Origin of the sequence: Candidatus Desulfofervidus auxilii (genome assembly GCA_030262725.1) — a bacterium.
In the GTDB taxonomy this organism is placed as follows: Bacteria; Desulfobacterota; Desulfofervidia; order Desulfofervidales; family Desulfofervidaceae; genus JAJSZS01.
Genome location: JAJSZS010000004.1, coordinates 1 through 21,710, shown reverse-complemented (window position 1 = coordinate 21,710; position 21,710 = coordinate 1). Strand labels below are relative to the sequence as shown.

Genomic DNA, 21,710 nt, shown 5'->3' with positions numbered 1-21,710 from the left:
TGATAAAATCATTTTAATATTTCTGTTTGTGGAAGATAAATTTTAAAAATAGTACCTCTTCCTGGTTGATTTTCTATGTCAATAAATCCTTGATGGGATTTAATAATGTCATGAGCAATATATAAATTTGCATTTTTTTCTATGGTTTCGGAATAATCTTCTGTGTTTGAGTTACTTATAGAAAGACAAAAATAATCTATTTGTTCGCTTTTTTTAAATCGTTTTTTTAAATTTTTTCCTGAAATTTTTTCTAACTTCAAAATTAACAAACCATTTTTAGGCATGACATTAATTGCATTGAGACAAAGATTCATTAAAACTTGTTGAAGTTCATTTTTATTTCCTAAAATTTTGTCTTCTTCTACTGTTTTTTCTAATATTATTAAAATTTTCTTAGAAAGCAAATAGTTCAAAAAATCCTTAATATTTTTCATAATTTCTACAAGTGAAATAGGTGTTAATTCTAAAGCATTTTTTCTAACAGATTTAAACATTTTGTTAAAAATATTTTTCCCCCTTTTTACTGCTGATTTTATCATAATTAGGTATTTAATTAGATTTTTTTCTTTTATTTTTATTGATAAAAGATCAGTTGCTATCGAAATAGTTGCCAATACATTGTTAAAGTCATGAATAATATCGTTAACTGAGTATTCCAAGTTTTGATGTTTGTTTAATTCTGCTATTACCTTTTCAGTAACATCTTCTGAAATAACTATTACTTCATCTCCAGACTTGCAAATGCTATGTTCAAACCAATAAATATCATCTACTGAATGACTTTTTCTCCAAGGAGTAGGAGGAATGTTTAAAATTTGTCCAGTTTTATGAACCTGTCGGATCCAAGAAGCTAGTCCTATTTGATTAATTTCTGGATAAACTTCATCAATACTTTTTCCTAATACAGATACTGAAAGATTATATATTTCCTCTGCTTTTCGATTTAAATAAGTAAGGATAATTTTACCGTCTTCTTGAACTTTATATATAGTTATACATGTTGGAATGTTATCAAGTATTTCTTTAGATTTTTTTTGAAATTTTTTTAATATTTTCTCTACTTGTTTACATTTTGCAATATCAATCATACTAATTATTTATTTTTAACATAAAAAAGTGACAAAAAAGTGACAAAGGAATTATTTTAATGAGATATTAATGTAAGTGCTTTTTGATAAAGTTCTATCATTTTCTTGCCAGGAGGAATGCCTAATTCAGTTTCAAATAATTTTTTAAAATTTTTAAAGAGTTCAATAGCTTTATTATATAAACCTATCTCTAGATAGCAATTCATTAACTCTTCATAAAGTTTTTGATTAAAAGAATCTTCAGCAATAAGAAGTTCTAGATAAAAAATTGTTTTTTTATAAAGATTTAAATTTTTCGTTAATGAAACAGCTATTTCAAGTAATTTTATATAAATATTTCTTAAATATTCTCTTTCTCCTGAAGCCCATTCATTATACAAGTCTTGAGGCAAAAATATTCCTTTATAAATTTTAATAATACTTTCTACTTCTTTTAAATCATCCTGAGTAAACATTTTCTTTTTTTGCAAACTTTTTGCCTTTCTTTTGAATTCCCAAGCATCTACTATTACTTTTTCAGAATCTAAATATAAACAATTACTTTTTAAACAAATATAGCTAGAGCTTATTCTTGAAGGAAGATCTGGTTCTAAACTTCGTCTAAGTCTTTTTAAAGTAATTTTAAAATTTTCCTTTACAGATTCCCAATTTGCCTCTGGCCATAAATCTTCCATTATTACATCAATTGGTACAGGTTTTTCTCCTCGAGTTACTAAAATTTTTAAAAGCGTTTTAGCTTTTTGGCTCTCCCATTGGACAATGGTTTTATTACCTACTTTAACCTCAAAATCTCCTAAAGTTTTAATAAAAAGAAGAGGAGCAGAATGTTTAAAAGCTTTTTTTATTAATTTTTTTAATCTTTCTTTGACTTCAGGTCTAGCTTCTTTTAAATAAGGTGAAAGGGCTTTATTTGCATTTCTTCCAAGAAATATAATTATAATATTTTCACCAACTTCTGGGTAAATTCCTTGATTTATAGATTGGTAGGCAATAAATGCGTATAAATTTTCTCTATAATTATAAAAATAACGATATGGATTATTTTTTATTAGTTCTAAAAAATTTTGAAGATATTTAATAAAAAGACTTTTTTTACCTAAGTCAAAATAAAGTTTTGCTGCTTCGCTATAAAGAAGACAAACTAAATATTTAGCTTTCATTTTTTGAGCTTTAAGCAGAGTATTTTTAAAAAGTTTGATAGCCTTTTCTTTTTTCCCCATTTCACTGTAAGTAGCTATAGCTAAAACTTTTGCTAAGATGAAAAAGTATTCCCTTCCTGCTTTTTTAGCTATTTTTAAAAGATAAGGTATCAAATTTAATACTTCTTTAGATTTTGTTAAAAGATAAAGACAAACAAGATTAATTTGAACAAGTGTTAAGACCCACATATTTTGAGTATATTCTCCTATATTTTTTAATTCCAAAATCTTTTGCTTAGCATTAAAATATTCACGTTGAATGATATGAACAGTTATTATAGTTTCAAAAATAAAGGGATAGAGTGATTCAGCTTTAAGTTGTTTTACTATCTTTAAAGACTTATCTAAAAAAATTTTAGCTTTTTTAATATCTCCTTTTAAACGATATATCATTCCACCTAAATGAAATATATAAAAACGAATGTCTAAAGGTACAATATCTTTTTCAATTAAATTTAACAATTTTTTTAATATATTTGAGGCATTTTCAATTTCTCCCATATAATAATGAGCAAAACCTTGAAGAACCAAAGACTTAAGTTGAACATAAAGATTTTCATTTTTTAAAGCACTTTTATAAGCTGTTTCAGCTAATTCAAGACCATGTTGAAAATTTCCATTACAAAAAATTCTAACGCTTGCTGTAGAAAGTAAAATATAAGGTAGAAGGTAAGAAGGAAATTTAACTTTTTTTTGTTCTACAATTTGTGCTACTTGGTCTATTAATTTGCTAAGTCTAAGTGATATATTTCCTGCCATTAATGCAACTTCTACATAAGCTAAAATACTTATAACAACTCCTTTATTATTCTTTTTTTGTTTAAATAGATTTATTGCTTTTTTAAACTCTTGAATTGCTTTTTTAGGTTTTTCCCAGCGATCAAGCCATGTTTTAAAATATAATAACCAAGGATTATTTTGAAAATCTTCTGAAGAAAAATTTTTTAAAATTGATTCAAGACTTTCGTATTGACCTGTTATTAATAAATTCCAACCTTCTTTTTCTAACAAACGTGCTGCTTTTTTAAGGCAATTTGCTTTTAATATATGATGAATAGCAATAAAATTATTTTTTTTGGTTTGATAATAAGAAGCAGCTTTTAAATGAAGTTTTTTTATTTCTTTTTGAGTAAGTTTGCTTTGTAAAAAAAGTCTTAACAAATGGTGATATCGATAAGTATCATGAGCAACTCGAGTAGCTAAAAAATAATGTTTTGCAAATGTTTCAATAATATCTTTTGCATTAGGGATGCCTGATAATTTTTGTGCTAACTCTGGAGTCACCTCTTCTAAAATAGAGGTTTTTAGTAAAACAGTTTGAGTTGTTAGAGGCAATTTTTTGAATATTTCTTCTCCTAAATATGAATAAAGCTTATCTAAAGATTTTTTAGGAATACTTTCAGTATCCAATTTTTCTAAATGTTTAGATAAAAGAATGAGTGCTATTATCCATCCATCACAAATTCTTGTAAGTTCTTTTATTTTGTTTTTTTCTAGCTTAGAAAAAAATATTTTTTTAAATAGCAAAAAAGTTTCTTCTAAAGTAAATCTCAAATCATCTTTTGTTATTTCAAGTATTTCTTGGTGAAGATAAAATTTTGCATAAACATCATGAAGTGGGAATCTAGTAATAATAATAAAATGAATTTTTTTAGGACAATGTTCTAGCAATCTAGCAAGAAAAAAATGGACATTTGAATTAGAATGAATTAAATGATAATCATCTAATACTATTAATAAAGAATCATCAACTATTTTATCAAAATTAGCTGCTAAAACATCAGCAAGTTGATCTATTTGAGAAGATATATTTGTTATTGAAGAGAAATAGTGAGCAATTGTGCCTTGTTTGTATTTTTGAAAAGTTTTACATAATGCATAATCAAGATGATTAATAAACCTTACTAAATCGCTATCAGATGATGTTAAACTATACCAAATAGTAGGTAATTTCAAAGTATTAACAAAATCAATAGCAAGAGTTGTTTTTCCTTCTCCTGGCCCTGCTACTATTGTAATTAATTTTTTTTCTAAACCTTTCTTAAGTAAAAATATTAATCTTTCTCGATGCAAAATTTTTTCTGAGATAATTGGTATTGTAATTCTTGTTGGATTGACCAACACTAAGATAACGTAGCCCTTTGGAAAAAAATTGTCAATAAATTTATTTATAAAAAGAATGAAAATTAAAATTTAGAAACTTGTTTTTCCACGCCGTTTAGCCATACGATAGACAATTTTTTTGTAATAAACTTGTCCTTCTTCTAGTAAAGGAGAGGTAGGACGCATCATATTTAATTTCATAATAAGAAAATTAAGTCGACGACAACAAAGATAAATTTCTTTTTCATCTTCCATTGTTTCAAGAAGATCTTTTAACTCTTTAATTTCCTTTTTTAACATCAGTTCTGGTGGTAAGCATCCAGCATTTTTAAGTATTTTATAAGCCATTCTTAACTCTGGAGGAACATGTTCCATATCGTCTTCACGTGGTAAAGGTTTTCCTTTACCTTCAAGATTGTCAAATTCTCCCCTTTCCATTGCCTCTTGAATTCTTTTTTCAGCAATTTTATGAAAAATCCACATTATTTAATAAGCCTTAAAAAAGGTTTTGATTGTATAGTTGGTTTATTCAATTTGGGTGTTCTTTTAAACATTTCTTCATTAAAGATCAAATTTTTTGTTTTAACAGCATTAATAATAAAAAAGATAATAACTGCTTTTTCCCATTCCTTAGTAGGTTCAAATTGTCGAACTTTCTGACGATATTTTTCTAAAAGAGAAGTAAGAGAGGCTTCATCTAACTTTAAAATTTGTTCTGCTAACTTATGTAAAAATACTTCCATTTTGGCTTTTTTTATCAAAAAAGTTTTTAATTTGTCAAGTCTAAATTATCCACACTCTTTTAAATCTCCCTTAATTTTATCAATAGCATGGAATAAAATAGGAAGAATTATCTCCATACTTTCTTGAACAGCTTTTGGACTACCAGGCAAATTAATGATAAGGGTTTTTTTTCTAATACCTGCTATGCCACGTGAAAGTATAGAAAAAGGTGTTTTTTTCATTCCTTCTATTCGTAATGCTTCTTCTATTCCAGGTATAATTTTTTCTATAATTTTTTGTGTAGCTTCAGGAGTAACATCTCTAGGTGTTAAACCTGTGCCTCCGGTTGTTAAAATCAAATCTAATTGTTTCTTATCTGTCCATTCTTTTAATTTTTCAATAATAGCTATTTCTTCATCTGGTACAATTGTATAAGCTTTAATTTCAAAACCAGATTTTTTAAGAATTTCCTGAAGTAATTTGCCACTTTTATCTTCTCTTTCCCCTTTACTTCCCTTATCACTTATTGTAAGTACTCCTACTTTATACATTCATTTCCTCTAAAACTTTACACCAAAGTTTAAAGTCATCCTCACTATAAAGACAGAATATAACTTTTTCTAGTCCGGTTTTTTCTTTTAAATAATCTATAGCTGCTTTTAGCATCACAGAAGCAGCCCAAGGTTTTGGACATCCAAAAATACCTGTACTAATAGCAGGAAATGCAATGCTTTTTAACTTATATTTTTCAGCCAGTTTTAAGCTGTTTAATACTGCATTTCTTAATTTTTCTTCTTCTTCACCCTCACCCCAACGAGGACCAACAGCATGAATAACATGTTTAGCTTTTAATTTTCCACCAGTAGTAATTACTGCCTCACCTGCCTTTATTGGAGCATATTTATAACATTCTTCTTGGATTTCCTGTCCTCCTGCTTTAAGGATAGCTCCAGCTACACCACCGCCCATAACAAGACTTGGGCCAGCAGCATTGACAATAGCATCCACAGCTAATTTTGTAATATCTCCTTTTGTAATTTCCAATTGTGTTTTATTAATCCTTTTCTCCATTTTATACCCCCCTTTTTTCTCCCCAAATAAATTTATGTAACTGAGGTTGAATTCTTACAAATAACTCATCTTTTAAAATCCATTCTGCTAATACTCTTAAATCAAGTTTCTGAAATACAGGCGAAAAAAGTACTTGACAACGTTTTAAGAGCTCATATTTCTTTAAAATATTCTTTGCCCAAACATAATCATTATAATCTGAAATAACAAATTTAACTTCGTCTTTTTCTTTAAGATAATCAATATTTTCCCACATCATATATTCACTCATACCACTGCCAGGACATTTAATGTCCATAATACAAATAGCTTTTTCAGGTAAAATATTAATTGGAAGACTGCCATTAGTTTCTATAAGTACCTTATAGCCTACACTAATTAATTCTTCAATTAAAGGAATTACCTCTTTCTGTAAAAGTGGTTCACCACCGGTAATCATTACTAATTTTATCTGAAATCTACTTACAAAAGAAATGATTTTATCTAAATTATATTCTTTCCCTTCTGTATAAGCATATTTTGTATCACAATATTTACATCGAAGATTACAGCCTGTAAGTCGAATAAAGATACAGGGTAATCCTATATAAGAAGTTTCTCCTTGTAAACTATAAAACAATTCATTAATTTTTAACATTTTCCAAATCTTTCCAACTTAAAGCTTTATGAATCTTTTCTAATGGTGCGACCATGCGTGGTGTTGTAATGGTAATTAATTGAAATTCATCATACTTTGTTACTTTTTTTAATAATTCTCCGCAAGCATAAGCCTTTTCTATTTGTGCTGAGGAAAATGGGGCAGGTGCAGCCTTTATAAGGAAAAAAATGTGATTTGGTACATCAATAATAGTTTCAAATTCAACAAAAACCAATTTTCTTAACCATAAAAGGGGAGGAAGATATATTTCAGGATAGTGTTTTTTTAAAAATTTTTTTGTCCAACTTTTAGGATGACGCAACTTTCCTTTTCTATTATATGGCCAAGGCAAGTCGTCTGGTAATCCTAAATAGCTATTTACTCTTTGAATAGTTTCTTTATTTATCTTTGTTTGAAAAAAGAAGGTTAATAACGGTTTATAACTAAAATATATCTTTGATTTAAGCAATTTTTCTTCTGAATAATATCCAATAAAATTGTGTATAAAATAAACAATTGATTTAGGTGTGGTAAATAATTTTTCTAACCGGGATAGAACCCAATCTTTCAAAGCCCACCCCGGCGTAATAATTTTTCTTTTATAATAGCCATTTCATTACATCCTAACATAGAAGCAAGAAGAAAAAAAGTAGCTATACCTAAAGGAATACCGCTAATTAATATTAGTGATGGTTTTATAATTATAGATTTAATTTGCCAAAGTATAATTCCCATACCTAAAGCAGCTAATGTAGTTTTTCCTAAAGCTAACCAAAAATCAATTGAAAACAATGGTTTGATTTTTTTTCTAAGGAAATATAAAAGAATAAAAACATTTAATCCACTAACAATAGAAGTTGTTAAAGCAAGTCCAGCATGTTTTAAAGGTCGCATTAAGATAAGACCTAAAATAGCATTTAAAAACAAACATATTACACTTATTTTAACTGGTGTTTTTGTATCTTGAAAAGCATAAAAAGCAGTAGTCAAAAGTCTAAGCGCACTAAAAAAAGGTAAACCAATAGCATAAAAAAACAAAGCCTGCATTGTTGCTTTAGTAGAAGCAGGAGAAAATGCTCCTCTTTCTAAAAGAATAGTAATAATTGAATCACCTAATACTATTAAACCAATACTAGCTGGTAAAATGAAAAAAAATACAGTCTGAAAACCAAAACAAAGGGTATTTTTAAAAGATTCTAGATCATTTTTAACTGCTTGTGCTGAAAGAGTAGGTAGGCTTGCAGTGCCAAAAGAAAAAGCAAAAAGAGCTAAAGGAAATTGTACTAATCTGTCAGCATAATAAAGATAAGAAATACTTCCCTCTGGTAAAAAAGAAGCAAGAATAGTATTTATAAAAATGCTTAGCTGATAAACAGCTGCTCCAACAACAGCCGGTCCCATAAGGGTAAAAATACGTTTTAGAGCAGGATGTTTTTGCCACAAAGGTTTAAAAGAAAATCCTTCTTTGTAAAGAAAAGGTAACTGCAAACCCAATTGCAAGATTCCCCCAACTATAACACCAATTGCCAAACAATAGACAGGAACTAATCCTAAAATATGTGCAACAAACAAACTTAATATCATGGAAATATTTAAAAAAGCATAACAAAAAGCAGGAGCAGCAAAATAACCTAAAGAATTCAAAATAGCAATAAATAAGGCAGTAAGACATATAAAAAAAACATAAGGGAACATAATGCGAGTGAGATTTACAGCAAGAGAAAATTTTGTTGGAAAGTTAGAAAATCCAGGAGCAATTAAATTTATCAATAAAGGTGCAAAAATAACACCTAAAAAACTTAAACCTAATAATATAACACCAAGAAGTGTAATAACAACCCTAGCTAATTTAATAGCTTCTTTTTTTGATTTTAAAAGATGTTCTGTAAAAACAGGGACAAAAACAATAGCAAGGCTTCCTTCAGCAAATAAACGACGCCATAAATTTGGCAAACGAAAGGCAACAAAAAAAGCATCAGCAGCAGCACTTGTTCCCAAAAAATAAGCAATGGCTATTTCTCGTCCTACTCCAAGTATTCGACTTATTAAAATACCAAAGGTATATATGCTTGCTGCTCGAACAAGCTTACTTTTTAGACTCATGTTTGATGGGGTAACAGGTAGGAGAAATAATGTCAATATCAATCCCTAAAAGCCTATTGACACCTGCATAAATGAATGCTAGCTTGAATACAACTTAAAAGGAGGAAAAGATGTTTGGGATTGGATTACCTGAATTATTAATCATTTTATTTATCATCTTAATCATCTTTGGAGCTAGTCGTCTACCAGAAATTGGAGCAGGACTAGGACAAGGTATTCGTAATTTTAAAAAGGCTTTTAAAGAGGAGAAAGCTATTGATGTTACACCCGATAAAGAATTGGAAGAAAAAGAAAGAACAGATAAAGAAACCTGAAGATGAAAATTATTTTGGAAAAAATTTTCCATTTTCTCAGTTCAGTTCGATTAACCATTATTTTACTTATCCTTTTAGCTCTAGCATGCACTTGTGGTACTCTTTTGCCACAAAACCAACCATTAACGATTTATCAAAAACAATTTGGTAACTTAGGAACAAAACTTATTGATGCTTTATCCCTTAATGATGTTTATCATGCTATTTGGTTCCAATTACTTCTTTTTTCTTTATCTATTAATCTTATTATTTGTTCTTTGGATCGCTTGCCAAAAACATGGCGTCTGTGGCGTTATGAAAAAAAAGAAGTAGATAAAAAATTCTTTAAACATCTCCCCCTTTCTGAAAAAATTATTTGTTCAATGCCTTTAGAAAAAGCTAAAGAAAAAATTATATCATTATTTGAAAAAGATTTTCCTAAAATAGAAGTAATTTCTAATCCTGTTTTTGCTCTTTATGGGAAAAAAGGAAACATCAGTTATTGGGGGCCATATATTGTTCATTCAGGTATTCTTGTAGTTTTACTTGGAGCAATTATTACTTCTGTTTTTGGCTTTTCAGGAAGTATGTTCATTCCTGAAGGAGAAGTAAGCAATACTGTATTTTTGCATGGAAAAGGTCATAAAATTCACAATTTACCATTTAGTCTTAAATGTGAAAAATTTATAATAGAATATTATCCGAATGGAACACCCAAAGAATATATCTCTCATTTAACAATCATTGATGGCAAACAAAAGATTCCCAAAATTATAAAAGTTAATGCTCCTTTAGATTATCGTGGCTTTCGATTTTACCAAGCAAATTATGGTGTAGCCTCTAGACCCACTTTAACTCTTTTTGTTATTAACCGAAAAACAGGAGAAAAATTTGAAATAACAGTTCCTTTTAATCAGTCAGTTTCTTTACCAGATGGCAAAGGTTCCATTAAGGTTGTTAGAGCTTTTTCAGATTTAATGAATATGGGACCAGCCTTTCAGTTAGTAGTAATAGAAGATGATAAACCTCAAACTACATGGGTAATAGAAAGATTTCCGCAATTTGATGCCATGCACCGTAAAGGAAAATATGCTTTTGTTCTAAAAAATTATACTCGCTATACAGGCTTACAAGTAAAAAAAGACCCAGGAGTATGGATAGTATGGATAGGTTGTTTGATTATAATTGGCGGATTAGCAATTGGATTATTTGTCATACCACAAAAAATGTGGCTTCATTTAACACCACATCCTAAAGGATGTGAAATTTTAATTGGTGGCATGGCAACTAAGAGACGAACACTATTTAAACATACCTTTCAACGCTGGATTAAACAGATAAGAGAGGGTTTATCATGTGGAACATAAAGATTCTAAGCTATGTCACCTTCCTTTATCTTGGTTGTTTTCTGCTCTATTTGGCTGTGGTAATTTTTAGAAAAGAACGATTTTGGAAAATAGCGACTTATTCTACTATTTTTACACTTATTCTTCATACATTTGGTATAATTTTACGCTGGATAGAATCTCATAAATTAGGAATTGGTCATGCTCCTTTGTCAAATCTTTATGAATCTCTCATTTTCTTTGCTTGGTGCATAGCACTTTTATATCTTTTTATTGAAAGAAAATACAAAAATCCATATTTAGGTGCTTTTGTCATTCCATTTGCCTTTCTTATTATGGCTTATGCATCCTTTTCACCTGATGTAAATAGTCGTATTGAGCCTTTACTTCCAGCATTAAAAAGCAATTGGCTAATTGCTCATGTAATTACTTGTTTTCTTGCCTATGGTGCTTTTGCTGTTTCTTGTGGTTTAAGTATCATATATTTACTTCGGAAAAAAGAAGGTAAATTTTGGAATATATTTCCACCAAAATCCCAACTAGATGAATTAATTTATCAGACTATTGCTTTTGGTTTTACCTTTCTTACTATAGGTATTGTTACCGGAGCAGTATGGGCAGATAAAGCTTGGGGAAGCTATTGGAGTTGGGATCCAAAAGAGACCTGGTCATTAATTACTTGGTTTGTTTATGCCCTTTTTCTTCATTGCCGCATGATAAGAGGTTGGCGTGAAACAAAAATGGCAATTGTTTCTATTATTGGTTTCATTTCAGTCCTATTTACTTATTTTGGTGTCAATTTTCTTCTTTCTGGTTTACACAGCTATGCAAAACCAGGATAAAATATTACTTCCACTTGTTCATACTTTATAAACTTCAAGTACTTAAGATTAGTTCTAAATTAGCCTGCCGTCAAGATGTGGCAAGGTATGCATTATTTCAATCCCTCATAGGTAAGCTCTAAATCCTATTGCATTAGGAATAGGGTTAATAGGTTTAGCAGTTTCAATCCCTCATAGGTAAGCTCTAAATTTAAAATTAATTTCATATTGTTCAATAAAATCAAAGTTTCAATCCCTCATAGGTAAGCTCTAAATTCCTTCTTTTGCGTGCAGATTCTATGTCCTCAACAAAGTTTCAATCCCTCATAGGTAAGCTCTAAATGCTCGCTCGCTCGCTTTCTTAGCTGCAACTTTTTCTCGTTTCAATCCCTCATAGGTAAGCTCTAAATACGTCTATCAATTAAACTAGCATCCTGTGTTATCAAAGTTTCAATCCCTCATAGGTAAGCTCTAAATCTAGTCGACATCTGGATTTATGATAACACGGCTTTACTGTTTCAATCCCTCATAGGTAAGCTCTAAATTGGTTTTTCAATTTTAGGAATACTATGAATTTTCCTAATGTTTCAATCCCTCATAGGTAAGCTCTAAATAATACTTATAAAGTAGCTGATAATGGAAAAGTGACTAGTTTCAATCCCTCATAGGTAAGCTCTAAATCTGATATTTTAGCTACACCAAATGACACTGATGTAAGGTTTCAATCCCTCATAGGTAAGCTCTAAATAATCTTTAAAGTCTAAGCCTCCATCATAATAGCTTTCGTTTCAATCCCTCATAGGTAAGCTCTAAATGTGGTGCTTGCTTACCCTCACACAGGTAGACAAATCAGTTTCAATCCCTCATAGGTAAGCTCTAAATTCATTATGGCACATGGTTTAGAGTTGTGGAAAAAACAAGTTTCAATCCCTCATAGGTAAGCTCTAAATCGCTCTTCAGGAGTGCAGATTGGCAACTCATCATCACTGTTTCAATCCCTCATAGGTAAGCTCTAAATCCTTTTTCAGCAAAAACTTCACTGATTGTCTGTCCTGTGTTTCAATCCCTCATAGGTAAGCTCTAAATCCTATAGGTTCTTTAGTAAGTAGATATAGAAAACCATGTTTCAATCCCTCATAGGTAAGCTCTAAATCCGTCACACCAGCTGTAAGAGTCCTTATAGCCCTTTTGACGTTTCAATCCCTCATAGGTAAGCTCTAAATTAAATTTTTTATTTCTAGCGAAAAAACCAGGAGAAAAGTTTCAATCCCTCATAGGTAAGCTCTAAATTCATCATCCGCAGGAGGCTCACACTCCGGACCCTGAGTTTCAATCCCTCATAGGTAAGCTCTAAATCAGCCCATCTCCGTTGTGGGAGTGGGCAAGGAAAAGGCGTTTCAATCCCTCATAGGTAAGCTCTAAATCACGTCATAATTTTCTAACTCTTTTAGTGTCACTAAAGTTTCAATCCCTCATAGGTAAGCTCTAAATCCTCCGAGTATTCGAAGAACGTCTCAAAAACTTTTGCGTTTCAATCCCTCATAGGTAAGCTCTAAATTTAGTAAAATATTTTGCAAAAGGTAGAATGATTCAGTTTCAATCCCTCATAGGTAAGCTCTAAATACCTCCCCTTCACCAACTAGCTCTTTCAATTGTTCTTGAGTTTCAATCCCTCATAGGTAAGCTCTAAATAATCATCTAATATTGACGATGGACAATTTGTAAGTACGTTTCAATCCCTCATAGGTAAGCTCTAAATTATTCCCTTTCCCCATTTCTGTCCAAAATCCTTTTTCTGTTTCAATCCCTCATAGGTAAGCTCTAAATTTTTTTAGCCAGAGAAAAACACATAACAATTGAACAAGGTTTCAATCCCTCATAGGTAAGCTCTAAATTCTCCTTTCAATTGTTTGTTCTCAATATTTTTCAAACAAGTTTCAATCCCTCATAGGTAAGCTCTAAATGCGACAGAGCATTTCGTCGCTCTCGCAAACGTGGAGAGTTTCAATCCCTCATAGGTAAGCTCTAAATCCTCCTTTAACGATTTTAAAATCATTACTAAAATAAGTTTCAATCCCTCATAGGTAAGCTCTAAATTAACAAAGCAGATGTATTAAAAAGTTCTCTGCCGTTGTTTCAATCCCTCATAGGTAAGCTCTAAATGGGGATAGATTTTTTACTCTTCAGGTTCAAAAGAAGAGTTTCAATCCCTCATAGGTAAGCTCTAAATAGTCTTCCCATGAATATGTTACATCGCCATAATCAAGGTTTCAATCCCTCATAGGTAAGCTCTAAATAAAATCCCAAAATACCCATATTTTTAAGCAAAAACTAGTTTCAATCCCTCATAGGTAAGCTCTAAATCCGGACTTTCTAATGTACTTAAAGTACCCTTTCCCTGAGTTTCAATCCCTCATAGGTAAGCTCTAAATAAGTAAAAAAAACCCGACACTCAAAGAGAGCATCGGGTGTTTCAATCCCTCATAGGTAAGCTCTAAATCAAAATTTCTTGTTCTTCTTGACTTAAGTTTTTCATGTTTCAATCCCTCATAGGTAAGCTCTAAATATATTTTTTTACTTTGTACAGTACCGTTCGGTTTTGCGTTTCAATCCCTCATAGGTAAGCTCTAAATGACGCTGTTTTAAATACTCTTGGGTTAACACCAATAAGTTTCAATCCCTCATAGGTAAGCTCTAAATAAAATATGGCTGGCTTTTAACGAAATCAAGGAATGGTGTTTCAATCCCTCATAGGTAAGCTCTAAATAAAAGAAGCAATTTTTAGATCACGTATTGGAAGTGCAGTTTCAATCCCTCATAGGTAAGCTCTAAATGGTTGGAAGGTAAATGGTTGAGAGGATGTTATCAATTGTTTCAATCCCTCATAGGTAAGCTCTAAATAAGTCTTCCACATATAAAAATGAACGCACGGCACAGGTTTCAATCCCTCATAGGTAAGCTCTAAATGCTTGCTCCAAGCTGTCTCACCATTAGCAATAGTCCCAGTTTCAATCCCTCATAGGTAAGCTCTAAATTGCCTTGGGTTTTAAGTGACGCTCGTAAGTTTAATGAGTTTCAATCCCTCATAGGTAAGCTCTAAATACTAGATTGATGGTGAATAATTTCAACATCAGCACAAGTTTCAATCCCTCATAGGTAAGCTCTAAATGACAAATTGTAGAAGCTTTAAAAGAACTTTGTTATAGTTTCAATCCCTCATAGGTAAGCTCTAAATGACGTGACTCCTTACATTATCGCTCACGGAGAGAAATGTTTCAATCCCTCATAGGTAAGCTCTAAATAAGTAAAAGAATCGGTTCACAGCTATTTTGAAAATCATCGTTTCAATCCCTCATAGGTAAGCTCTAAATACTGCTTTGGTGAGATCATTATCACTTCTGCACCAGCGTTTCAATCCCTCATAGGTAAGCTCTAAATCAGCTGTGTCTTGCATCTTTTCCAAGAGGTTCGAAAAGGTTTCAATCCCTCATAGGTAAGCTCTAAATCTGGATGAATAAAGCCAGCTCGTTCAAGGTGCAAGGAGTTTCAATCCCTCATAGGTAAGCTCTAAATTTTTCACTTTGTATTCATAGCTCAAATCCTCAATTGTGTTTCAATCCCTCATAGGTAAGCTCTAAATTTTTTGGCAAAAAAGTGGCAAAGTTTACAGAAATGGGGTTTCAATCCCTCATAGGTAAGCTCTAAATTTAGATTTGCAGGCATATATTTGGCTAGGAAAGAAGAGTTTCAATCCCTCATAGGTAAGCTCTAAATTGCTATAAACTCCGCTAAAAACCCTAAAATACCCATTTGTTTCAATCCCTCATAGGTAAGCTCTAAATTGAGGTAAGGGATGTATATTTGGGTCGAGCATGACAGATGTTTCAATCCCTCATAGGTAAGCTCTAAATTTCTTTCATAGTTATCACCTCCTTTTTAAAGAATAGAGTTTCAATCCCTCATAGGTAAGCTCTAAATTCTTTTAATATCCTGAAGTGTGTATCTCGGTTTTCCAGTTTCAATCCCTCATAGGTAAGCTCTAAATCGTCAAGAATTAGAGCTCCTTAAAAAAGAAGAAGAAGTTTCAATCCCTCATAGGTAAGCTCTAAATCCTAGACCAAAACTCCATGAGCCTGGTATTCCTAAAGTTTCAATCCCTCATAGGTAAGCTCTAAATAAAAAATACTTTTAGGTTTTTCAAACTCACTAACCTCAGTTTCAATCCCTCATAGGTAAGCTCTAAATGAAAGGGTGGCAGGAAAGAAAAAATACGCAAGCACGGGTTTCAATCCCTCATAGGTAAGCTCTAAATCCCGTATACTTCCACATATACGTCACTATCACTTGAGTTTCAATCCCTCATAGGTAAGCTCTAAATTCTGACGTGTCCGGTTCTGTTACTTCACCCTCACCAATGTTTCAATCCCTCATAGGTAAGCTCTAAATCACCCAAGCGTCTTAAAATCCGCTCTCGATTTCGCAAGTTTCAATCCCTCATAGGTAAGCTCTAAATTTGTTTTGTTCATGGAAAAGAAGGCAAGGAAAATTAAGTTTCAATCCCTCATAGGTAAGCTCTAAATTTGAAATCCCTTTGCCATCTACCAAACCCTGAAAGGAGTTTCAATCCCTCATAGGTAAGCTCTAAATATGATTAACACTATAATAAGGAAGAGTGCCCTAAACAGTTTCAATCCCTCATAGGTAAGCTCTAAATGAGTGTTGGTCAGTCCTCCTCCTAACAATGTGGGACCAGTTTCAATCCCTCATAGGTAAGCTCTAAATTCCAGCTCCATTCTCACCTTTCTTTCGATGTTGCGAGTTTCAATCCCTCATAGGTAAGCTCTAAATTGGTTTCCAGGTTTGAAAATTTCTCCTCCTTCGAAAGTTTCAATCCCTCATAGGTAAGCTCTAAATTTGGATGGCGACAAAGCTTAGGTTAAGTGAAGTAGGTTTCAATCCCTCATAGGTAAGCTCTAAATTCATCATCGGCGGGCGGCTCACAAGCAGCTCCCATGTTTCAATCCCTCATAGGTAAGCTCTAAATTAATCTTTGAAAAATACTTCTGCGCCTCGTCAATCACAATGTTTCAATCCCTCATAGGTAAGCTCTAAATTTCCCGAGCTTTTCTGTTGCTCAAAACCTTTTGCTGGTTTCAATCCCTCATAGGTAAGCTCTAAATATGTCTTCAATAGAAATCCTGTATAACTTTGAGATTTGTTTCAATCCCTCATAGGTAAGCTCTAAATTTGCCTTGGCTTTTAAGTGACAGTCGTAGGTTTAATAAGTTTCAATCCCTCATAGGTAAGCTCTAAATGCAACGGATTTTGCAAATCTTCAGTTAGAAATGTGGGAGTTTCAATCCCTCATAGGTAAGCTCTAAATCACTTTAACTAATCTCGGACGTCTACCTCTCTGAAGGTTTCAATCCCTCATAGGTAAGCTCTAAATTTTAAGGGCGATGGTGGAGAACCATCGCCCGTTTTTCTGTTTCAATCCCTCATAGGTAAGCTCTAAATACGTCTATCAAGCAAGGTAGCATCCTGCGTTATCAAAGTTTCAATCCCTCATAGGTAAGCTCTAAATCTCCACTTGTTTGAATGCCAGAATTATTTATAATACGTTTCAATCCCTCATAGGTAAGCTCTAAATAATAAAGTAAAAAAAAAACCCATCCTGCTCCTATTTGTTTCAATCCCTCATAGGTAAGCTCTAAATGTAGTATAGGCAAAATTAAGGAAGTAATCATAGAAATTGTTTCAATCCCTCATAGGTAAGCTCTAAATTCAAATCCATCTTAACCCTAACCTCCTGTCTATATTAGTTTCAATCCCTCATAGGTAAGCTCTAAATTTTATAATCCTGGTAGCAATTACGTAACTTTAACAATCGAGTTTCAATCCCTCATAGGTAAGCTCTAAATATGAGGGTGAGTGTAGATTGGTAGGTTTTCGAGTTTAGTTTCAATCCCTCATAGGTAAGCTCTAAATGCAAATATTCAAATGGAATCACATTTCCATGCATATCAGTTTCAATCCCTCATAGGTAAGCTCTAAATCATGGTCTAAACGCAAACCTTCCACATTCGACACAAGTTTCAATCCCTCATAGGTAAGCTCTAAATCGGTCAGGCTGTTAAACCAATCTTTGAAGATTACAGTGGTTTCAATCCCTCATAGGTAAGCTCTAAATGAATTGGGGGAAGAAATAAACGACTTGCAAGAGCAATGTTTCAATCCCTCATAGGTAAGCTCTAAATGAATACACTTACAAAAATAGGAAGCCCCCTAAATGGTTGTTTCAATCCCTCATAGGTAAGCTCTAAATCCCCATTACAAGCAGTCCAAGGTTTTTCTTGCTCTGAGTTTCAATCCCTCATAGGTAAGCTCTAAATGTATCAAGGTGCTTGGTTAGCGCAAGCATCTTTACAAGTTTCAATCCCTCATAGGTAAGCTCTAAATAGAAAAAAAATGTGGTGGCTGCAGTTAATGAAAAATTGTTTCAATCCCTCATAGGTAAGCTCTAAATGCTTAGCAACTTGGAAAAAGGAGTATTGTTTCTCCTGTTTCAATCCCTCATAGGTAAGCTCTAAATTCCGTATTTTTCCAAAAAGCTATCAAGGGGAACATGGTCGTTTCAATCCCTCATAGGTAAGCTCTAAATGCGGCTCACAAACAGCTCCCATATAATAACAAGCATAGTTTCAATCCCTCATAGGTAAGCTCTAAATCATATATATCCAAGTCCTCATTATTTGCGTGTTCCTGGTTTCAATCCCTCATAGGTAAGCTCTAAATACAGTACGGCTCGCACTATTTATGCAACTCCGCTTGTTTCAATCCCTCATAGGTAAGCTCTAAATAATCTAATTTTTCACTTTTCACGAAAATTTTATCTTGTTTCAATCCCTCATAGGTAAGCTCTAAATATTTGCCGGTTTAGTAGCAATATTTATAGTTTTTGCTGTTTCAATCCCTCATAGGTAAGCTCTAAATTCGCTCGCTCGTCTTGTCAATGGCAATCTTCTCTCTGACGTTTCAATCCCTCATAGGTAAGCTCTAAATCACATTCGACACAATAGTAAAACTAAATTTTGGAAAAGTTTCAATCCCTCATAGGTAAGCTCTAAATAATTGGAGAATGAGCAAAACGATTTGACAGATTTTTGTTTCAATCCCTCATAGGTAAGCTCTAAATGTAAATAGCTGATTAAAATGTCTTCAATTGAAGTCTTGGTTTCAATCCCTCATAGGTAAGCTCTAAATGTATTTTTATGAGTTGTTGCAGTTGTACTTTGATTGGTTTCAATCCCTCATAGGTAAGCTCTAAATTATAGTGTTTTTGATTGGGAAGGTGTTGAAAAGTTAAGTTTCAATCCCTCATAGGTAAGCTCTAAATTATTGTTACCCTAGTCAGGACTGGATTCTTGAGACTTGTTTCAATCCCTCATAGGTAAGCTCTAAATCTCGCCAATGAGAATTGGCGGCGTGCTGTTAAAGAAAGTTTCAATCCCTCATAGGTAAGCTCTAAATTTTTATTCGATACCGGCACGCATAAAAAAGATACAAAGTTTCAATCCCTCATAGGTAAGCTCTAAATGCAAGCAAAATATACGTCTTATAGAAATCTCACCCTTAGTTTCAATCCCTCATAGGTAAGCTCTAAATGTATGAAGTGATCGAGTAAAGGAGATTTTGAAATGAGTTTCAATCCCTCATAGGTAAGCTCTAAATCCATTTTTATATAGAAAATGCAAGTGCGTTATTATTAACCACATTTTTAATAAATATAAATTTCATATCTAAAAATAACAAGTTTTTTCCCATTAAGTCAAGTAAAAATAATTTTTAATATTGTTGTCGATCAAAAGGATTTTTTGCATTATTGAAGGTCGACGACTAAATTATAGCATTTTCACCACCTTTTCTGATACCCATTATTTCTCTTGAGCTATAGCGTGTAGTGCGAAATGTATAAAAAACAATAGAATCCTTTTCTTCATTAATAATATGTTTTAATTCACTTTTTAATTTTTCTAATTTAGCAGGACTTATATCACCTTCAAGCACGGAATTTTGCACCCAATAAAGGTATTTTCTTGCTGTTTTTAATACTTTATTTACCCTTTTTACCTCTACATCATAAACCATAATGACAAACACCTACCACCTCGCTATAAATGGTTGATAACAAGTTTCATCCATTAAATGTTTTTCCAATTTATATAATTCAAGCTTTATTAAGTGCCGATAAGAAACATTTCTTCTTAATTTTTGATGCTTAATGGTAGCTTTTAATCTTTTGTCCATTTCTTCCACAAAAAGCAATCTTCCTTTTTCATTCAATACAATCCCATTTAAATGTTTTTCAAAATGGGTCTTTTTAATCATGCCTTTATTAATTAGGGTAAAAATTAATCTATCCACAATAATAGGTTTAAAAATCTCAGCTATATCCAGATTTAGACTAAAACGCCTAAAATTTGTTGTATGCAAAAAGCCAATTCTTGGATCAAGATGTGTTTTATAAATCTCACTCAATATTACAGTATAAAGTAAGCTATTTCCAAAGCTAATTAATGCATTAAGCCTGTTTAATGGTGGACGGCGAGTGCGAGATTCAAAAACAAAATCAGGATTATTCAAAATCAAATCAAAACCTTTGTAATAGTAATCTCTTGCATTTCCCTCTAATGCCATAAGTTCTTCTACATTTTTACAATCACCAATAGTTTCTTGCAAATTTTTTATATTCTCTTTTATTTCATTTAACTCTACGCCACGATTTATATAATAATTTAGGACTTTTTTAATATTTTCTATTGCACCCCATACAAATAAACGCGCTAAAAGCAATCTTTTTTCATTATCCAAATAATGCTCTGCTTGTTTTAAAATCATATAGCCTGAATTTAAATGCTCCCTTGGATAAAAACTTCCTGTGTAATAACCATAATGATTAAAAAAATGCAAAATAATTTCATTTTGTGATAAAAATTCTAATATACGCTTATTAATTGTTATCTCACCAAATACCATAATCTCTGTAATGTTTTCTACTGGTATATACTTACGTCCTTTCTCACCTTCAAAATAAATAGTATTTTGCTTCCTCCTCAATTCTCCATCAGAAAAGATATATATTGTCCTTTTCATTTTTATCAAAATATCACGTAACTTACGTAAGGTCAATTTTTTTGATATATCTCTTTTGTAATCTAATATTGAGACATGCCAACCTCTAGGAGAAAATTACTTATTGAATTTGAAGATTAAACCCAGCAAAAATCTTTATAGGCGCAGTTTCTACAAAAAGAAGATTTTTTAGGCAATGGTGGTTGTGTTTGATTTATAGTTTTTTTGATACTTAAAAATGTTTGTTTTAATTCACCTTCTAACTCTTGTGTTAAATCTATTTTAAATTTTTTCTTCTCTTTTGGGATTAAAAGTTCTCCTTTAGCAGATATACCATATTGTTTAAGTTGATAAAGATAAAAAACAAGTTGCATCTTTGCTGCATGATGCCCTTTAGAAGACTTCTTTACTTCTCCTACAATGACATCTTCTTTTGCCCTTTTTATCAAATCAATCTTCATATTCTCTAAAACAATCTCTTTTTTCTCCCTTCTATAGGTTTCTTCTGATAATATCCTTCCTAATTCAATAAAGACATTTTCTGGATCAGGACCAAATTCATGTGCTAAAAGCCATGCCTTACGTGGGCAAATATAAAAGGCATTAATGAGTGACCCTGTAATACGCATTTTATTGCTTTCCATTTAAAAAGTGTAACTTAAAACAAAAAATTAATCAATTTAATTATTACTAAATTCCGTTAAGGCTTTTAAAGATGAATCAGTGTAATAAAACAATCTGTTTAATTTCCGTTTTAAATTCTCTTGATTTTTTTGATTAATGAGTTAAATAATTTTTAGACTATATTCCATTTTTAAGGCTAATTTTTATGGACTATCTTCCAAGAAAAATAGAGAAAAAATTAGAAAAATGGATTAATAGAGAGGAGATAATCCTTATTAAAGGACCGAGACAAAGTGGTAAAACTACTTTTTTAAAACATTTAGAAGAAAGGTATGGCGGAGAGTATATAAGCTTAGAAATTGAGGAATATGCAGAAGCGATAAAAAAAGACCCTATATCTTTTGCTAAAATATTTCTTAATAAAAAGTTTCTTTATGTAGATGAGGCTCAATATGTAAAGGATATAGGTAAATATTTAAAAATCATTCAGGATAATTTTAAAGGAAAATTAAAATTAATGGTTACGGGTTCGGGTTCTTTTGAAGTAAAAGAAAATCTTGGGAAATACCT

At 31.7% G+C, this 21,710-nt stretch carries 16 protein-coding genes and 1 CRISPR repeat array; of the genes, 4 read left to right on the top strand and 12 right to left on the bottom strand.

Features of this window, described 5'->3' with window-relative positions; translation table 11 throughout:
- Positions 1-8: 8 nt before the first annotated feature.
- The 9 genes from LWW95_03320 to murJ all read right to left on the bottom strand — a co-directional run bounded on the left by LWW95_03320 (position 9) and on the right by murJ (position 8,924).
- Positions 9-1,088, bottom strand: a complete 1,080-nt coding sequence (locus LWW95_03320; protein MDL1956071.1) for a PAS domain-containing sensor histidine kinase — start codon at positions 1,086-1,088, stop codon at positions 9-11.
- Between the two features lie 56 nt (positions 1,089-1,144).
- Positions 1,145-4,411: a hypothetical protein gene (locus LWW95_03315; GenBank protein ID MDL1956070.1), complete on the bottom strand. Its 3,267-nt coding sequence runs from the start codon at positions 4,409-4,411 to the stop codon at positions 1,145-1,147.
- Between the two features lie 69 nt (positions 4,412-4,480).
- Complete coding sequence (locus LWW95_03310; GenBank protein MDL1956069.1) at positions 4,481-4,873, bottom strand: DUF1992 domain-containing protein; 393 nt, start codon at positions 4,871-4,873, stop codon at positions 4,481-4,483.
- Positions 4,873-5,133, bottom strand: coding sequence for a hypothetical protein (locus LWW95_03305; GenBank protein ID MDL1956068.1), 261 nt, complete (start codon positions 5,131-5,133; stop codon positions 4,873-4,875). The genes LWW95_03310 and LWW95_03305 overlap by 1 nt, the downstream gene beginning before the upstream one ends.
- A 45-nt stretch (positions 5,134-5,178) precedes the next feature.
- Positions 5,179-5,664, bottom strand: a complete 486-nt coding sequence (locus LWW95_03300; protein ID MDL1956067.1) for a MogA/MoaB family molybdenum cofactor biosynthesis protein — start codon at positions 5,662-5,664, stop codon at positions 5,179-5,181.
- Positions 5,657-6,184, bottom strand: coding sequence for a macro domain-containing protein (locus LWW95_03295; GenBank protein ID MDL1956066.1), 528 nt, complete (start codon positions 6,182-6,184; stop codon positions 5,657-5,659). Before LWW95_03295 ends, LWW95_03300 begins: the two co-directional genes overlap by 8 nt.
- Before the next feature lies 1 nt (position 6,185).
- Positions 6,186-6,821: a radical SAM protein gene (locus LWW95_03290; GenBank protein ID MDL1956065.1), complete on the bottom strand. Its 636-nt coding sequence runs from the start codon at positions 6,819-6,821 to the stop codon at positions 6,186-6,188.
- Positions 6,808-7,392 carry a hypothetical protein gene (locus LWW95_03285; protein MDL1956064.1) on the bottom strand — a complete coding sequence of 195 codons (585 nt, stop codon included), beginning with the start codon at positions 7,390-7,392 and terminating at the stop codon, positions 6,808-6,810. Before LWW95_03285 ends, LWW95_03290 begins: the two co-directional genes overlap by 14 nt.
- On the bottom strand, positions 7,389-8,924 hold the full coding sequence (gene murJ / locus LWW95_03280) for a murein biosynthesis integral membrane protein MurJ (protein MDL1956063.1): 1,536 nt from the start codon (positions 8,922-8,924) through the stop codon (positions 7,389-7,391). Before murJ ends, LWW95_03285 begins: the two co-directional genes overlap by 4 nt.
- 110 nt (positions 8,925-9,034) lie before the next feature.
- Here murJ and tatA point away from each other — a divergent pair, with 110 nt between their 5' ends.
- The 3 genes from tatA to ccsB are packed head-to-tail and all read left to right on the top strand — an operon-like array spanning position 9,035 to position 11,405.
- Positions 9,035-9,238, top strand: coding sequence for a twin-arginine translocase TatA/TatE family subunit (gene tatA, locus LWW95_03275; GenBank protein MDL1956062.1), 204 nt, complete (start codon positions 9,035-9,037; stop codon positions 9,236-9,238).
- A gap of 2 nt (positions 9,239-9,240) precedes the next feature.
- A complete protein-coding gene (locus LWW95_03270; protein ID MDL1956061.1) occupies positions 9,241-10,584 on the top strand; it encodes a cytochrome c biogenesis protein ResB in 1,344 nt (447 codons plus the stop codon).
- Entirely contained in the window at positions 10,572-11,405 is an 834-nt protein-coding gene (gene ccsB / locus LWW95_03265; GenBank protein ID MDL1956060.1) for a c-type cytochrome biogenesis protein CcsB, read from the top strand. The genes LWW95_03270 and ccsB overlap by 13 nt, the downstream gene beginning before the upstream one ends.
- A gap of 94 nt (positions 11,406-11,499) precedes the next feature.
- A CRISPR array of direct repeats spans positions 11,500-19,115; the repeat unit is 30 nt; unit sequence GTTTCAATCCCTCATAGGTAAGCTCTAAAT.
- A 165-nt stretch (positions 19,116-19,280) separates the two neighbouring features.
- Here ccsB and cas2 read toward each other — a convergent pair.
- The 3 genes from cas2 to cas4 all read right to left on the bottom strand — a co-directional run bounded on the left by cas2 (position 19,281) and on the right by cas4 (position 21,160).
- Positions 19,281-19,544, bottom strand: coding sequence for a CRISPR-associated endonuclease Cas2 (gene cas2 / locus LWW95_03260; GenBank protein MDL1956059.1), 264 nt, complete (start codon positions 19,542-19,544; stop codon positions 19,281-19,283).
- Positions 19,545-20,537 carry a type I-B CRISPR-associated endonuclease Cas1b gene (gene cas1b / locus LWW95_03255; protein MDL1956058.1) on the bottom strand — a complete coding sequence of 331 codons (993 nt, stop codon included), beginning with the start codon at positions 20,535-20,537 and terminating at the stop codon, positions 19,545-19,547. It abuts the gene before it with no gap.
- Between the two features lie 116 nt (positions 20,538-20,653).
- Positions 20,654-21,160 (bottom strand): CRISPR-associated protein Cas4, encoded by a 507-nt coding sequence (gene cas4 / locus LWW95_03250; GenBank protein MDL1956057.1) that lies wholly within the window; start codon positions 21,158-21,160, stop codon positions 20,654-20,656.
- A gap of 185 nt (positions 21,161-21,345) precedes the next feature.
- On the opposite strand from cas4, the gene LWW95_03245 reads away from it, so the two are divergent.
- A partial coding sequence (locus tag LWW95_03245; GenBank protein ID MDL1956056.1) for an AAA family ATPase occupies positions 21,346-21,710 on the top strand: 365 nt, incomplete at its 3' end.

Excerpts from the sequence above, each read along its gene's own strand:
- LWW95_03320 (MDL1956071.1), bottom strand. The coding sequence starts at position 1,088 with ATGATTGATATTGCAAAATGTAAACAAGTAGAGAAAATATTAAAAAAA.
- LWW95_03310 (MDL1956069.1), bottom strand. The coding sequence starts at position 4,873 with ATGTGGATTTTTCATAAAATTGCTGAAAAAAGAATTCAAGAGGCAATG.
- LWW95_03305 (MDL1956068.1), bottom strand. The coding sequence starts at position 5,133 with ATGGAAGTATTTTTACATAAGTTAGCAGAACAAATTTTAAAGTTAGAT.
- LWW95_03300 (MDL1956067.1), bottom strand. The coding sequence starts at position 5,664 with ATGTATAAAGTAGGAGTACTTACAATAAGTGATAAGGGAAGTAAAGGG.
- LWW95_03295 (MDL1956066.1), bottom strand. The coding sequence starts at position 6,184 with ATGGAGAAAAGGATTAATAAAACACAATTGGAAATTACAAAAGGAGAT.
- LWW95_03290 (MDL1956065.1), bottom strand. The coding sequence starts at position 6,821 with ATGTTAAAAATTAATGAATTGTTTTATAGTTTACAAGGAGAAACTTCT.
- murJ (MDL1956063.1), bottom strand. The coding sequence starts at position 8,924 with ATGAGTCTAAAAAGTAAGCTTGTTCGAGCAGCAAGCATATATACCTTT.
- tatA (MDL1956062.1), top strand. The coding sequence starts at position 9,035 with ATGTTTGGGATTGGATTACCTGAATTATTAATCATTTTATTTATCATC.
- LWW95_03270 (MDL1956061.1), top strand. The coding sequence starts at position 9,241 with ATGAAAATTATTTTGGAAAAAATTTTCCATTTTCTCAGTTCAGTTCGA.
- ccsB (MDL1956060.1), top strand. The coding sequence starts at position 10,572 with ATGTGGAACATAAAGATTCTAAGCTATGTCACCTTCCTTTATCTTGGT.
- cas1b (MDL1956058.1), bottom strand. The coding sequence starts at position 20,537 with ATGAAAAGGACAATATATATCTTTTCTGATGGAGAATTGAGGAGGAAG.
- cas4 (MDL1956057.1), bottom strand. The coding sequence starts at position 21,160 with ATGGAAAGCAATAAAATGCGTATTACAGGGTCACTCATTAATGCCTTT.